The sequence below is a fragment of the Streptomyces sp. NPDC030799 genome (genome assembly GCF_055572255.1).
Genome location: NZ_JBVIDS010000011.1, coordinates 11,136 through 24,890 on the forward strand (window position 1 = coordinate 11,136; position 13,755 = coordinate 24,890).

Consider the following 13,755-nt stretch of genomic DNA (forward strand, 5'->3'; position numbering starts at 1 on the left):
GGGAGGGGGGCCGGGGGGGAAGAGGGGGGGGGGGGGGGGGGGGGGGGGGGGGGGGGGGGGGGGGGGGGGGGGGGGGGGGGGGGGGGGGCCCCCCCCCACCGCCAGGGATCCGCAGAGGACGACCAGGACAACCAGCAGACGCACCCGGATATTCGGCATGTTCACCACATTCCGGCGCGCCCCTGACGGCGTCAATACACCTGACTCCGAGGTAAGTTGACCAGCAGTCAGCTCCGGTCGGCTCTCTGCTCAGTCGCCCACCCTGCGGGTCACATTCAGCAGGTACTCCTTCCGGTTCAGCGGGTTGTGATCGGTACGCGGCCGCTCGGGGACCGTGCCCCGGGTGACCGGCGCGTAGTGGTCGAAGGCCGTCTCCAGCTCCCCCTCGCCCCGGGTGAGACCGGGCAGGCGTTGCTCCAGCTCGTGCACCCGGGCGGCCGGCACCGTGCCCTCCAGCACGACGGCCGCGCCGAGTGCGGCGGTGGTCTCCGGTACGGCACCGAGCCGGGCGAGCACCGGGAGCAGCGCGCCGAGTGTGTCGGCCGGGGCATCGAGCCGGAAGCGGTGCAGGGGCTCGTGCACCACGGTGCCGGCCCGGCGCAGCGCCTCGGTCAGGACCAGCGGGGTCAGGCCCCGGAAGTCGTAACCGGTGCTCGACATGCTCTTGTCGAAGCCCTGGTGGGCGTGACTCTGCCGGGGCGAGTAGCCGGAGTGGGTCATGGTGACCGTGCAGTCGGGGACCTGCCAGCCGTGCAGTCCCTGGCCGAGCGTCTCGTGGACGGTGTCCTCGACGGCCTTGAAGAAGGCGTACGGCATCGAGCCCAGCTCCACCTCCAGCCAAAACCGCACCCCGGAGCCGGGCGGTGCGGGTTCGACGCGCAGGCCGACGGTGGCCAGGAACGGGTTGGCGTCCTTCTTGTTGAACTCCACGGCGTGCCCGGTGCCGGCCGGCCGTTCGATGCACAGGGTCGTCGTCTCGCGGAAGGTGACGTCCAGGCCGTACTCCTCGGCGAGGGTCGCCTGGATGACCTCCTTCTGCACCTCGCCGTACAGGGACAGGGAGGTCTCCCCGCGCACGTCGTCGTGGCGGACCGCGATGAGCGGGTCCTGCTCGGCGAGCTGGGTGAGGGCGAGGTGCAGGGAGCGCCGGTCCGTGCCGGGGCCGGGGACGACGACGGTCTCCAGGGTGGGCGGCGCGAAGTGGTGCACGTACGCCGGCCTCGGCAGGCCGAGCGCGTCGCCGATCCGGATACCGCCGAGCCCCCACACCTTGACGATCCGCCCGGCCCCGGCCCTGTCCCGGCGCACGTCCACGCCCCGCTCGAAGACACTGATCCCAGTGACCCGCCCCTCCGCCCGCCCCCGAGCACGCCGCCCGGCCGCCTCAGGCCGACCACGGCCCTCCGGGCTCCCGTCGAGCCCCCGGCCGTTCCGACGGCCGCCGGCACCCCCCGCCACGGCATGACCGTCACAGGGCCGGACCTGCGAACCCTCGCCGGCACCCCGCCCCACCCCACGACCACCTGCACCCCCGGCCACCGCACGACCGTCGGTGATCCGGCCCGCTCCCCCGGCACCGGAGGCACCGCTGCCCGCACGAGGTCCACCAGTCCCCTCCCCTGCCCGGCCGACACCGGCAGCACCTGAAGCCCCGTCCCCGACACGACCGTCACCCGCGCCACCCGCCCGGCCGGCAGACCCGGCTCCCGCGCGACCGCCGCCGGAGCTGCCCTCCACCCGGCCACCGACGGCCCGACCCTCGCCCCGGCCGCCGACGGCCCGGCTCTCGTCGCGGGCGTCGACGAACCGGCTCTCATCCCGGGCGTCGACGGACCGCCTCTCATCCCGGGCGTCGACGGACCGCCTCTCGCCCAGGCCGCCGACGAACCGGCCCTCGTCCCGACCGCCGGCAGGCCAACCCTCGCCCCGGCCGCCGCCCGCAAGAGCCTCCTCAGCGCCCTCCCCGAACGGCACACGGTCGCGGACGCACAAGGTGCCCGAGAAGATCCGGGCGTAGGCCACCCTCTCCCCTGCCGGGCCGCGTTCGACCTTGAAGACGGTGGCCGACAGGGGGCCGGCCGGGTCGCCGTCGGCGGCGGGCAGCAGGTGTTCGATGCCGGCGATCAGCTCCGGTACGCCTGCGCCCGTGATGGCGGAGCCGAAGTACACCGGATGGACCAGGGCGCGCCGGGTCTGCGCGGCCAGGGCGGCGTGCAGGCGGGCCGCGGGCACACCGCCGTCGAGGAATGCGGCGAGCAGGTCGTCGTCGTGGTCGGCGAGCACCTCCGGTGCGGCCGGGCCGAGGCCGGGTACGAAGCGGGCGGCGCGGGTGCCGAGACCGGCGGCCCGGCCCATCGGGACCAGTGGTACGGCCAGCCGGTGGGCCATCTGGCGGAGTACCGCCTCCTCGCGGGCGCCCCGCCGGTCGATCTTGTTGACGAAGATCAGGGTGGGGATGCGCAGCCGGCGCAGGGTGCGCATCAGCACCCGTGTCTGCGCCTGGACGCCCTCGACGGCCGAGACGACCAGGACGGCGCCGTCGAGCACGCCGAGCACCCGCTCGACCTCGGCGATGAAGTCCGGGTGACCGGGGGTGTCGAGGAGGTTGACGGTGACGCCGTCGAGCGGGAACGACACGACGGCGGACTTGATGGTGATACCGCGCTGCCGCTCCAGCGCGAGTGTGTCGGTGGTGGTGCTGCCGGCGTCGACACTGCCGGCCTCGTCGATCACTCCGGCAGTGTGCAGCAGCCGTTCGGTCAGGCTGGTCTTACCGGCGTCGACATGGGCGAGAATTCCGAGATTGAGCAGATGCACTGAGCGTGATGTCCTTCGGCACGGGGCGGGTTTCTACCTGGGTGGACATGCACGCAGCGCGCATCGCTGGTCCTCTCTGTGTGACGACGTACGCCGCGCAGTGCAGCAGACACCGGCACCCGGCAGCAATGGATTAACGATCAACCAAAGCCCGGGCGGTGCACTCGCCCCACCCGGAGCACGGTCGTAGGGTGACCTACATCACGCCAGGTGGCTGAAAACCCTCTTCCGCACGGCCTGGAGGGCCCATGACCCGCATCTCGGTGAAGGTGGACGGCACGACGTACGAGGACGACGTGGAACCCCGTCTGCTCCTGGCCCACTACCTCCGCGACCGCCTCGGCCGCACCGGCACCCCGATCGGCTGCGACACCTCCAACTGCGGAGCGTGCACGGTGGACCTGGACGGAGCGAGCGTGAAGAGCTGCTCGCTGCTCGCCGTCCAGGCGGACGGGTGCGAGGTGACGACGATCCAGGGGCTCGCGCAGGACGGCGAGTGGACGCCGCTGCAGCGCGCGTTCCACGAGAAGCACGGTCTGCAGTGCGGCTACTGCACCCCGGGCATGATCATGGCGGCGCGCGATCTGCTCCGCGAGAACCCGCACCCCGGCCCGGAGGAGGTCCGCAAGGGTCTGGAGGGGAACCTCTGCCGCTGCACCGGCTACCAGAACATCGTCCGCGCGGTGCTCGCCGCGTCCGGACAGCAGGACTCTTCCGGGCAGCAGGCCACCGAGGAGGTCACGGCATGACCGGCCAGGCCGTCGAACGCGAGGTCGGCCGCGCCCGCCTGCGCAAGGAGGACGCCCGGCTGATCACCGGCCAGACCAACTGGACCGACAACATCCAGGTGGCCGGGCTCCTGCACCTGGCGATCCTGCGCAGCCCGATGGCCCACGCCCGCCTCACCCGCGTCGACGTCTCCTCCGCCCTCGAACGGCCCGGTGTCGTCGCGGCGTTCAGCGGCGCCGACCTCGCCGAGGGGCTGGGCTCACTGCCGTGCGCCTGGCCGGTGACCGAGGACATCGTGCTGCCCGACCATCCGCCCGTCGCCGTCGACGAGGTCCGCTACGCCGGCGACCCGGTGGCGGTCGTGGTGGCCCGCGACCGGTACGCCGCCGCCGACGCGCTGGAGGCGATCGAGGTCGACTACGACCCGCTGCCCCCGGTCCTCGACCTGGAGGCCGCGCTCGCCGAGGACGCCCCGCTGGTCCACGCCGACAAGGGCACCAACCGCTGCTACACCTGGCCGCTCGCCACCGGCGAGAGCTTCGAGGCGGTGCGGGAACGGGCCGAGGTGACGCTGAAGCGCCGCTACCACCAGCAGCGCCTGATCCCCAACGCGATGGAGCCGCGCGCCGTGGTCGTCACCCCGCTCGCCGCCTCCGGCGAGTACACGGTCTACTCCGCGACCCAGATCCCGCACATCCTGCGGATCATGCTCGCGACAGTGACCGGGATCCCCGAGCACAAACTGCGGGTGATCGCCCCGGACGTGGGCGGCGGTTTCGGCTCCAAGCTCCAGGTGTACGGCGAGGAGGCCCTCGCACTCGCGGTCGCCCGCAAGCTCGGCCGGCCGGTGAAGTGGACCGAGTCCCGCTCCGAGGGCGCGCTCGCCACCCACCACGGCCGCGGCGTGATCCAGGACATCGAGATCGCCGCCACCCGTGAGGGAAGGGTGCTCGGCCTGAAGGTGGACCTCCTCGCCGACATGGGCGCCTACCTGATGCTCGTCACCCCGGGCATCCCGATCCTCGGTGCCTTCATGTACCCGGCGATCTACAAGATGGACGCCTACGAGTTCACCTGCACCGGCGTGTTCACCACGCGCACCCCCACCGACGCCTACCGCGGCGCCGGACGCCCCGAGGCGACCTTCGCCATCGAGCGGACCATGGATGAGCTGGCGACCGAACTGGGGCTGGACCCCGTCGAGTTGAGGCGTCGGAACTGGATCCGGCACGAGGAGTTCCCGTACACCTCGATCGCCGGGCTGACCTACGACAGCGGCAACTACGAGGCGGCCACCGAGAAGGCCCTCGCCCTGTTCGGCTACGACGGCCTGCGCGCCGAGCAGCGCGAGCGCAACGAGCGCGGCGACCCCGTACGGCTCGGCATCGGCGTGTCGACGTACACCGAGATGTGCGGTCTGGCGCCGAGCCGGGTGCTGCGCGACCTCAGGTACGGGGCCGGCGGCTGGGAGGCGGCGAGCATCCGCATGCTGCCCACCGGCAAGGTCGAGGTCGTCACCGGCACCAGCCCGCACGGGCAGGGCCACGAGACCTGCTGGAGCCAGATCGCGGCCGACGTGCTCGGCGTGCCCTTCGACGACATCGAGGTGGTGCACGGCGACACCAAGGCGGCCCCGCAGGGCATGGACACCTACGGCTCGCGGTCGCTGGCCGTCGGCGGCGAGGCCGTGCACCGGGCCGCGCGAACGGTCGTGGAAAAGGCCCGGAAGGTCGCCGCCCACCTGCTGGAGGCCAGCGAACAGGACCTGGAGTTCAGCGGCGGCGTGTTCTCCGTCAGGGGGTCACCGGAGGCCCGCAAGACCATCCAGGAGATCGCGTTCGAGGCGTTCACCAACCACGACCTGCCCGACGGTGTCGAGCCCACGATCAACGCCGAGCACGTCGTGGACCCGGAGAACTTCTCCTACCCGCACGGCACCCACCTGTGCGCGGTCGAGGTCGACACGGAGACCGGGAAGACCAGGATCCGGTCGTACGTCTGCGTCGACGACGTGGGCCATGTCGTCAACCCGATGATCGTCGAGGGGCAGGTGCACGGCGGTCTCGCGCAGGGCATCGCCCAGGCGCTGTACGAGGAGGCCGTGTACGACGCCGACGGCAACCTGGTCTCCGGCACCCTGGCCGACTACCTCGTGCCGTCGGCGGCCGACCTGCCGGAGTTCACCACCGACCGGACGGAGACACCCGCGACGTCGAACGCCCTGGGCGTCAAGGGAGTCGGGGAGGCGGGGACGATCGCGTCGACGCCCGCCGTGGTCAACGCGGTCGTGGACGCGCTCAGGCCGCTGGGCGTGCGGGACGTACGGATGCCGTGCTCGCCGCACCGGGTGTGGCAGGCCATCCAGGAGGCACGCTCAGGAGGGGCCGACGGGACCAGCACGGCCGGCGGCACGGGCCAGGCCCGGTCCGGGCAGTCCGGACAGGCCGCGCAGTCCGGCGAGCTGGGGCAGTACGGCCAGCCGGGTGAGGAGGGTTCGGCATGATTCCGCCCGCGTTCGAGTACACCCGTCCGATGAGCGTGGACGAGGCGGTCCGCGCGCTCGCCGACGCCGGAGAGGACGCAAAGGTGCTGGCCGGCGGGCAGAGCCTGCTGCCCCTGCTGCGGCTGCGGCTGGCCTTCCCGGAACTCGTCGTGGACGTCGGCCGGATCCCCGAGCTGCGCGGGGTCCGCGAGGACGGCGACACGCTCGTCATCGGCGCGCTGACCACGCACCACGAAGTGGTCCACGACCCGCTGGTGCGCGAGCACGCCGGGCTGCTGGCCGAGGCGGCGGGCACGGTCGCCGACCCTGCCGTCCGGCACCGGGGCACCCTCGGCGGCTCGCTGGCGCACGCCGACCCGGCCGGTGACCTGCCCGCCGTGGCCCTGGCCCTGGACGCCGGCCTGGTCGTGACCGGTCCGGGCGGCCGGCGCACCATCCCGGCCCGGGAGTTCTTCGTCGACTACCTCCAGTCCGCGCTCGCCCCCGACGAGCTGCTGACGGAGGTACGGATCCCGAAGACGGACGGCTGGGACTTCCACTACGAGAAGTTCCACCCGGTCGCCCAGTCCTGGGCCATCGTCGGCGTCGCCGCGCTGGTACGGCGCGACGACGGGCGCGTCACCGACGCCCGCATCGGGCTGACCAACATGGGCTCCACCCCCCTGCGGGCCACGGCCGCCGAGGAGGCGCTGTCCGGCGCCGACGGTCCCGACGCCGTGGCGCGGGCCGCCGAGGCGGCGGCCGAGGGCACCCGGCCGTCGCAGGACCTGTCCGCCTCGCCCGAGTACCGGCAGCACCTGGCACGGGTGCTGACCCGGCGGGCGGTGCTGACCGCCACCGGAATGGGGTGAGCGCCGATCATCCGGATCGACGACCCGGAGCAGGTGGGGGCCCGCCTGGAGGAGACGGGATACCTCGTCGACGAAGGGCTGGCCGTCACCTGTTACCTGGCGCTGAGGCTGCACCGGCCGCTGTTCTGCGAGGGCGACGCGGGTGTGGGCAAGACCGCGCTCGCCGCCGCCCTGGCCAAGGCGCTGGGCGCGCCGCTGATCCGGCTGCAGTGCCACGAGGGCATCGACGCCTCGCAGGCCCTGTATGACTGGGACTTCCCGCGTCAGCTGCTGCACCTGAGAGCCGCCGAGGCGGCCGGGGTGACGGACGCGGACCGGCTAGAGAGCGAGCTGTACGACCGGCGCTTCCTGATCGCCCGGCCGCTGCTGCGCGCGCTGCAGACGCAGCCGTCGGTGCTGCTGGTGGACGAGATCGACCGGGCCGACGACGAGTTCGAGGCGTTCCTGCTGGAGCTGCTGTCCGAGTACTCGGTCACGATCCCGGAGCTGGGCACACTGCGTGCCGAGAACCCGCCGGTCGTCGTCCTGACCTCCAACCGCACCCGCGAGGTGCACGACGCACTGAAGCGGCGCTGTCTCTACCACTGGTTCGACCATCCCTCCTTCGCCCGTGAACTGGCCATCGTGCGGCGCCGGTTGCCCGGGGTGTCGGCGCGGCTGGCGGAGCAGGTCACGGCGCTGGTGCAGGCGCTGCGGGGCGCGGACCTGCTCAAACCGCCCGGCGTGGCCGAGACCCTGGACTGGGCCGAGGCCCTGGACGCGCTGGGGACGAGCGAGGTGGACGCGGAGCTGGCGGTGGCGACGCTGGGCTCGGTACTGAAGTACCGGGAGGACACGGACCGGGCGCGGGGCCTCGATCTCGCGGCGGTCCTCGCGGCCCGGGGCGGGTGAGGGCGATGGCCACGACCGGGAGCGGTGCGAACCCGCCGCCGGGAGCGGACGCCGCGCAGCAGGGCGGGAACCCACGGCTGCGCCCCCCGCCCACGGAACCGCAGGCCGCGCACGCCGAGCGGCTCACGGCGGACGACAGCCGATACGGAACGGCCCCCGACCCACGCGGGACGGACCCCGACCGGCTCAGGACAATCACCGACCCGCTGGGGACGGGCCCCGCACGACCCGACACGGACACCGACCCCCTCGGTGCGCGCCCCGGGCGGCTGGGGGCGGATGCCGTGTTGCTCGGGTTCGTGCGTGCGCTGCGGGCGGCGGGTGTGGACGCGAGCAGCGAGCGTCTGTACGCGTTCCTGCGTGCCGTGAGCGCCCTGCGGCCGGGAGTGCGTGCGGACGTGTACTGGGCGGGGCGCGCGACGCTGTGCGGCGGGCACGACGATCTGGAGCGGTACGAGCGGGTGTTCGCCGCGTACTTCGGGCCCTCCGGCGAGCAGGCCCCGCGCCCGGTGCGCGCCGCTCCCCCGCCCCGGCTCCGGCTGGTCGCCCGGCAGGCGCCGCACGGCGCGCCCGCACCCGGTGAGGGAGAACCGCCGGGACCGCCGGTCGCCGCGCTCGCCAGCTCGGCCGAGGTGCTGCGGCAGCGCGACGTAGCCGAGCTGAACGCCGTCGAGCGTGCCCAACTGCGCCGACTGCTGGCCGCGTTCGCGCTGCACGGGCAGACCCGGCGCTCGGCGCGGCGCAGGCCCGCCCGGCGCGGCGAGGTCGATCCGCGCCGCACCGTGCGGGAGTTGCTGCGGCGGGGCGGGGAGCCGGCCCGGCTGCGGCGGCACACGCGGGTGGCGCGGCCCCGCCGGGTGGTGCTGCTCGTCGACGTGAGCGGCTCGATGGCGCCGTACGCCGACGCGCTGCTGCGGTTCGCGCACGCGGCGGTGCGCACGGGCCGCACCGAGGTGTTCACCATCGGCACCCGGCTGACCCGGGTGACCAGGGAACTCTCGCACCGCGACCCCGATCTGGCGATGGCGGCCGTCGCGGCGGCCGTGCCCGACTGGCGCGGCGGCACCCGGCTCGGCGAGCTGGTGCGCGACTTCCTGAACCGCTGGGGGCAGCGCGGAATGGCGCGCGGGGCGATCGTCGTGCTGCTCTCGGACGGCTGGGAGCGCGGCGATCCGGAACTGCTCGGGCAGCAGATGCGCCGCCTGCATGCCCTGGCGCACCAGGTGGTCTGGGCGAACCCGCGCAAGGCACGCCCCGGTTACGCGCCGCTGGCCGCCGGGATGGCGGCGGCCCTGCCCAGTGTGGACGCCTTCGTGGAGGGGCACAGCCTGGCTGCGCTGGAGCGGCTGGCGGCGGTGGTGCGGGGCGCTCAGGCGGGTGCGGGCCCGGTGGTCCCGCCGGCCCCGGTGGTCCCGGACCCGGTGGTCCCGGTGAAAGGAGCGGATGGTGCGTGAGATCCTGCCGGCGCTGGCTCGCTGGCACGCGGCCGGTGTGCCGTTCGGGCTGGCCACGGTCGTCGCGGTCAGCCGCAGCGCGCCGCGCGGCCCCGGTGCCGCCATGGCGGTGGGCCCGGACGACGAGGTCGTGGGAAGCGTGTCCGGGGGCTGCGTGGAGGGCGCGGTGTTCGAGCTCGCCCAGCAGGTGGTGGCGAGTGGCGAGGCCCGTCTGGAGACGTTCGGCTACAGCGACGAGGACGCGTTCGCGGTCGGGCTCACCTGCGGTGGTGAGATCACCCTGCTGGTACGGCCGGTGACGTCCGAGTCGGATCCGGAGTTCGGTGCGGTCGCCGCGTCGGTCGCCGGGGGCGAGCCGGTGACCGTGGCGACGGTGGTGGACGGACCCGCGCCGCGCGGCGCCACGCGCGCCGTCTGGCCGGACCGGGCGGCGGGCACACTCGGCACGAGCGGCCTCGACGTCGCCGTCACCGCCGACGCACGCGGCGAACTCGCGCTCGGCGCCTCTCTCCTGCGGCACTACGGTCCGCACGGCGAGCGCCGCGAGGACGCCGTGACCGTGTTCCTCCAGTCGTTCGCGCCGCCGCCGCGCATGCTGGTCTTCGGCGCGATCGACTACGCCGCCGCCGTGGCCCGGATCGGTGACTTCCTCGGCCATCGGGTGACCGTGTGCGACGCGCGCCCGGTCTTCGCCACGCCCAAGCGCTTCCCCGCGGGCGTCGAGGTCGTGGCCGACTGGCCGCACCGCTATCTCGCCGGGACGGAGACCGACGACCGCACCGTGATCTGCGTGCTCACGCACGACCCGAAGTTCGATGTACCGCTGCTGGAGGAGGCGCTGCGCCGCCCGGCCGCCTACATCGGCGCGATGGGCAGCCGGAAGACCCACGAGGAGCGCCGCGACCGGCTCATGAAGGCCGGCCTGACCGAGGCCGAGCTGTCCCGGCTGCGCTCGCCGCTCGGGCTCGACCTCGGGGCCCGTACGCCCGAGGAGGTCGCCGTCTCCGTCGCCGCCGAGATCGTCGCCCTGCGCTGGGGCGGCACCGGCGCGCCCCTGACGACGACCGCCGGGGCCATCCACCCCACCCCCGCCTGACGCCTCCGGAAGGAGCAGGTCATGGAGCTGCACCACGAGTTCACCGTCCCCGTCCCGGTCGACGACGCCTGGCGCGCACTCCTCGACATCGAACGGGTCGCGCCCTGTCTGCCGGGCGCGGTCGTGGAGGACTACGACGGCGAGACCGTGACCGGCTCGGTGAAGGTCAAGGTCGGCCCGGTCACGGTCGCCTACCGGGGTACGGCCGTCTTCGAGGAACAGGACGCGGCGGCGCACCGCATGGTGCTGGTGGCGAGCGGCCGGGAGACCCGGGGCCAGGGCACGGCCCGCGCGACGGTCACCGGCACGCTCAGCGAACGCGACGGCGCCACGACGGTGTCGGTCCGAACGGACCTGACGGTGACCGGGCGCCCGGCACAGTTCGGGCGGGGGGTGCTGGCCGAGGTGGGCGACCGCCTGGTGAGCCAGTTCGCGACCTGCCTGGCGGAGCGCCTGACGGAGCCGCCCCCGGCCGCCGAGGAGCCCGCGCGGGCCGACGGCACGCAGCCTCCGCCGGCCGAGGAGCCGGAGCCACTGGACCTGCTGCGCACGGCCGGGCTGCCGGTGGCCAAGCGGGCGACGGCCCTGGCGGCCGTGGTCGGCGTACTGGCATGGGCGGCGGTGCGACTGCGGCGGCGAAGGGGACGCACCACCCGGCGCCGGTGACGGACCGTCCCCCGGAGGGAGGGTTGCCGGTGTGAGCCGTACCTCCGCCGGTACCACCGGTACTGACAGCCCATGCCCGCTACCGCGGCAGGCGGTGCAGGGTGACGTCGGTGAGCGCGCCGTCGGTGACGGTCGCCGTGAGGTAGGTGCAGTGGGGCTGGCGGCGCCGGTCGGTGGGTGAGCCGGGGTTGAGCAGGCGCAGGCCGGTCGGGGCGGTGGTGTCCCAGGGGATGTGGCTGTGGCCGAAGACCAGGACGTCGAGGTCGGGGAAGCGGGCGGCGCAGCGGGCCTCGCGGCCCTGGGCGGGGCCGGTCTCGTGCACGACGCCGAAGCGCAGCCCGTCCAGCTCGGCGTACGCCACCTCGGGGAGCCGGGCACGCAGCTCGGGGCCGTCGTTGTTGCCGTAGACCCCGATGAGCCGGCGGCTGCGGCTCTCCAGCAGGTCGAGGGTGGCGGTGTCCACCCAGTCCCCGGCGTGGAGGACGACGTCCGCGTGCGGGAGTTCGGCCAGCAGCGGCTCGGGGAGCAGCTTGGCGCGCTTGGGCAGGTGCGTGTCGGACATCAGCAGGAGGCGCACCGGACCAGCCTAGGTCGTCCGGGAGGTCAGCCGGCGCAGGCCGGTGACCGCGCCGAGTACGGCGGCGCCGGTGCCGAGGGCGGTGACGGCGGGGTGCCGGGCCAGGGCCTGCTGCCAGGAGCGGGCGTGGGCGCTGTCGTCGAAGGAGCCGTGGGCGCCCTGGTCCGCGGCGGGCTCCGTGTCCACCGGTTCGAAGAGGTTGTCCAGGCCGGCCGGCGGGATGCGGTCGGTCTGCTGGGAGTCGAAGCCGGTGCGGGCGAGGTAGCGGTCGAGCAGGGCCGGGGCCAGGCGGTTGGCCCAGATGGTGGCCACGGTGCTGGCGCCGACGTAGTACTGCTTGCGGCGCGGATGGTCGGCCGCGTACACCACGCCCCGCGCGGCGACCTCCGGCTGGTAGATCGGCGGCACCGGCATCGGGTGCTCGGACAGCCGGGAGCGTACCCATTCGAACTGGGGTGTGTTGACCGCGGGCAGCTGGGCGACGGTGACGTGGACGTTGCTGCCGCGGTGCAGCAGTTCGGTGCGCAGGGAGGAGGTGAAGCCGTTGATGGCGTGCTTGGCGCCGCAGTACGCCGACTGCAGCGGGATCGACCGTTCCCCGAGGGCCGAACCGACCTGCACGATCGTGCCGCGGTCGCGGGGCAGCATGCGCCTGAGGGCGGTCCGGGTGCCGTTGACGAAGCCGAGGTAGGTCACGTCCGTGATCCGGCGGAATTCCTCGGGGGTGATCTCGTCGAACGGCGCGAACACCGATGAGAAGGCGCAGTTGATCCAGACGTCGATCGGGCCGAACTCCTTCTCCGCGGCCTCGGCGACGGCCTCCACCCGGGCCGCGTCGGCCACGTCGGCCGCCTGCACGAGCGGGCGTCCGCCGAGCGCCGCGACCTCGTCGGCCGCCGCCTCCAGGCCGCCCTGGCCGCGCGCGACCAGCACGACGTTCGCGCCGCGCCGGGCGTACAGGCGGGCGGTGGCGCGGCCGATGCCGGCGCTGGCGCCGGTGATGACGACGGTGGGGGGCATGTTCCGCTGTCCTCCTGCTCCGTTCGGTACTGCCGTCTACTCCGTTCGGTACTGCCGTGCCCGCTCCTCGGCGAGGGTCAGGCCCAGCCCGGGTGCCCCGTCGGCGCCCGGTGCGATGCTGCCGCCGCCGGGGTCGAGGACACCGTCGAAGAGGAGCCGCTCGATGCGGACGTGGTCGTGGAACCACTCCAGGTGGCGCAGATTGGGTACGGCCGCGGCGGCATGCGCGTGGGCGTGCGGTGCGCAGTGGCCGGAGACGTCGATCCCGCGCGCGTGGGCGAGGGCCGCGGCGCGCAGCCAGACGGTGATGCCACCGCACCGCGTGACGTCCGCCTGGAGGCAGTCGACCGCGTGGGCGGCCAGCATGTGCTCGAAGTACGGCAGCGTGTAGCCGTACTCGCCGGCGGTGACGTCCATCGGCAGGCGGCTGCGCAGGTCGGCGAGCAGGGTCAGGTGGTCGGAGGAGACCGGCTCCTCGTACCAGGTGACGCCGTGGTCGGTGAGCGCGTCGCCGATGCGCAGGGCCTGGCCGCCGGTGTAGCCGCCGTTGGCGTCCACGTACAGGTCGACGGCGTCGCCGACGCTCGCCCGGGCGCGGGCGACCCGTTCGAGGTCGCGGGACGTGCGGCTGCCCCAGGACTCGGCGATCTTGATCTTGACGCGGGGGATGCCCTCGTCTTCGGCCCAGCCGCGCAGCTGACGGTCCTGGCGCTGGGCGTCGTACGTGGTGAAACCGCCGCTGCCGTAGACGGGCACGTCGTCGTGGGCGGCGCCGAGCAGGCTGACGAGGGGCAGGCCGAGCAGCCGGGCCTTGAGATCCCACAGGGCGATGTCGACGGCGGCGATCGCCTGGGCGGCCAGGCCGGGCAGTCCGGCGTTGCGCACGGCCCGGCACATCCGCTCGTTGGCGCGCGGCACGTCGAGCGCGGTCAGGCCGGTGACCGTCCCGGCGAGGAGTTCACGGACGACGTGGGCGGTGGCGGCCGGGGCGTAGGTGTAGCCGAGGCCGGTGGTGGTGCCGGAGCGGACGGTGGCCAGGACGAGGGTGGTCCTGTCCCAGGCGAGGGTGCCGTCCGCCTCGGGGGTGTCGGTGGGGACGGTGTAGACGGCGGTGTCCACCGCGTCGATGGTCGGCTGGTCGCTCATGCCGC

General features: G+C 74.1%; 11 protein-coding genes and 1 pseudogene. 7 read left to right on the plus strand and 5 right to left on the minus strand.

Annotated features, from left to right (window positions below; all coding sequences use genetic code 11):
* Positions 1 to 249: 249 nt before the first annotated feature.
* Both ACZ41I_RS26075 and ACZ41I_RS26080 read right to left on the minus strand, forming a co-directional pair.
* Entirely contained in the window at positions 250 to 1,974 is a 1,725-nt protein-coding gene (locus ACZ41I_RS26075; RefSeq protein ID WP_468515343.1) for a hypothetical protein, read from the minus strand.
* Positions 1,972 to 2,817: pseudogene (locus ACZ41I_RS26080) on the minus strand (GTP-binding protein); the annotation flags it as partial. The gene ACZ41I_RS26075 and the pseudogene ACZ41I_RS26080, both read right to left, overlap by 3 nt.
* 248 nt (positions 2,818 to 3,065) lie before the next feature.
* On the opposite strand from ACZ41I_RS26080, the gene ACZ41I_RS26085 reads away from it, so the two are divergent.
* From ACZ41I_RS26085 to ACZ41I_RS26115, 7 genes are read left to right on the plus strand one after another with little or no spacing between them, the layout of a single operon-like run.
* On the plus strand, positions 3,066 to 3,566 hold the full coding sequence (locus ACZ41I_RS26085) for a (2Fe-2S)-binding protein (protein WP_468515163.1): 501 nt from the start codon (positions 3,066 to 3,068) through the stop codon (positions 3,564 to 3,566).
* Positions 3,563 to 6,049: a xanthine dehydrogenase family protein molybdopterin-binding subunit gene (locus tag ACZ41I_RS26090; RefSeq protein ID WP_468515164.1), complete on the plus strand. Its 2,487-nt coding sequence runs from the start codon at positions 3,563 to 3,565 to the stop codon at positions 6,047 to 6,049. Before ACZ41I_RS26085 ends, ACZ41I_RS26090 begins: the two co-directional genes overlap by 4 nt.
* Positions 6,046 to 6,900, plus strand: coding sequence for an FAD binding domain-containing protein (locus ACZ41I_RS26095; RefSeq protein ID WP_468515165.1), 855 nt, complete (start codon positions 6,046 to 6,048; stop codon positions 6,898 to 6,900). The genes ACZ41I_RS26090 and ACZ41I_RS26095 overlap by 4 nt, the downstream gene beginning before the upstream one ends.
* Before the next feature lie 33 nt (positions 6,901 to 6,933).
* Positions 6,934 to 7,791, plus strand: a complete 858-nt coding sequence (locus ACZ41I_RS26100) for an AAA family ATPase (protein ID WP_468515166.1) — start codon at positions 6,934 to 6,936, stop codon at positions 7,789 to 7,791.
* A gap of 5 nt (positions 7,792 to 7,796) precedes the next feature.
* Positions 7,797 to 9,245, plus strand: a complete 1,449-nt coding sequence (locus ACZ41I_RS26105; RefSeq protein WP_468515167.1) for a vWA domain-containing protein — start codon at positions 7,797 to 7,799, stop codon at positions 9,243 to 9,245.
* Positions 9,238 to 10,341: an XdhC family protein gene (locus ACZ41I_RS26110; protein WP_468515344.1), complete on the plus strand. Its 1,104-nt coding sequence runs from the start codon at positions 9,238 to 9,240 to the stop codon at positions 10,339 to 10,341. Before ACZ41I_RS26105 ends, ACZ41I_RS26110 begins: the two co-directional genes overlap by 8 nt.
* Positions 10,342 to 10,362: 21 nt before the next feature.
* The gene (locus ACZ41I_RS26115) at positions 10,363 to 11,007 is read left to right on the plus strand and encodes an SRPBCC family protein (RefSeq protein ID WP_363218860.1); all 645 of its coding nucleotides are present in this window, start codon (positions 10,363 to 10,365) and stop codon (positions 11,005 to 11,007) included.
* A gap of 79 nt (positions 11,008 to 11,086) precedes the next feature.
* On the opposite strand, the gene ACZ41I_RS26120 is transcribed toward ACZ41I_RS26115, so the two are convergent.
* From ACZ41I_RS26120 to ACZ41I_RS26130, 3 genes are read right to left on the minus strand one after another with little or no spacing between them, the layout of a single operon-like run.
* Positions 11,087 to 11,584 carry a metallophosphoesterase family protein gene (locus tag ACZ41I_RS26120; RefSeq protein WP_363218861.1) on the minus strand — a complete coding sequence of 166 codons (498 nt, stop codon included), beginning with the start codon at positions 11,582 to 11,584 and terminating at the stop codon, positions 11,087 to 11,089.
* 9 nt (positions 11,585 to 11,593) lie between these two features.
* Positions 11,594 to 12,604 (minus strand): SDR family oxidoreductase, encoded by a 1,011-nt coding sequence (locus ACZ41I_RS26125; RefSeq protein WP_399775187.1) that lies wholly within the window; start codon positions 12,602 to 12,604, stop codon positions 11,594 to 11,596.
* 36 nt (positions 12,605 to 12,640) lie between these two features.
* A complete protein-coding gene (locus tag ACZ41I_RS26130) occupies positions 12,641 to 13,750 on the minus strand; it encodes an enolase C-terminal domain-like protein (RefSeq protein ID WP_399775185.1) in 1,110 nt (369 codons plus the stop codon).
* Between the last annotated feature and the right edge of the window lie 5 nt (positions 13,751 to 13,755).

Coding starts and splice junctions, on each gene's coding strand:
- ACZ41I_RS26085 (WP_468515163.1), top strand. CDS start 3,066: ATGACCCGCATCTCGGTGAAGGTGGACGGCACGACGTACGAGGACGAC.
- ACZ41I_RS26090 (WP_468515164.1), top strand. CDS start 3,563: ATGACCGGCCAGGCCGTCGAACGCGAGGTCGGCCGCGCCCGCCTGCGC.
- ACZ41I_RS26095 (WP_468515165.1), top strand. CDS start 6,046: ATGATTCCGCCCGCGTTCGAGTACACCCGTCCGATGAGCGTGGACGAG.
- ACZ41I_RS26105 (WP_468515167.1), top strand. CDS start 7,797: ATGGCCACGACCGGGAGCGGTGCGAACCCGCCGCCGGGAGCGGACGCC.
- ACZ41I_RS26115 (WP_363218860.1), top strand. CDS start 10,363: ATGGAGCTGCACCACGAGTTCACCGTCCCCGTCCCGGTCGACGACGCC.
- ACZ41I_RS26125 (WP_399775187.1), bottom strand. CDS start 12,604: ATGCCCCCCACCGTCGTCATCACCGGCGCCAGCGCCGGCATCGGCCGC.
- ACZ41I_RS26130 (WP_399775185.1), bottom strand. CDS start 13,750: ATGAGCGACCAGCCGACCATCGACGCGGTGGACACCGCCGTCTACACC.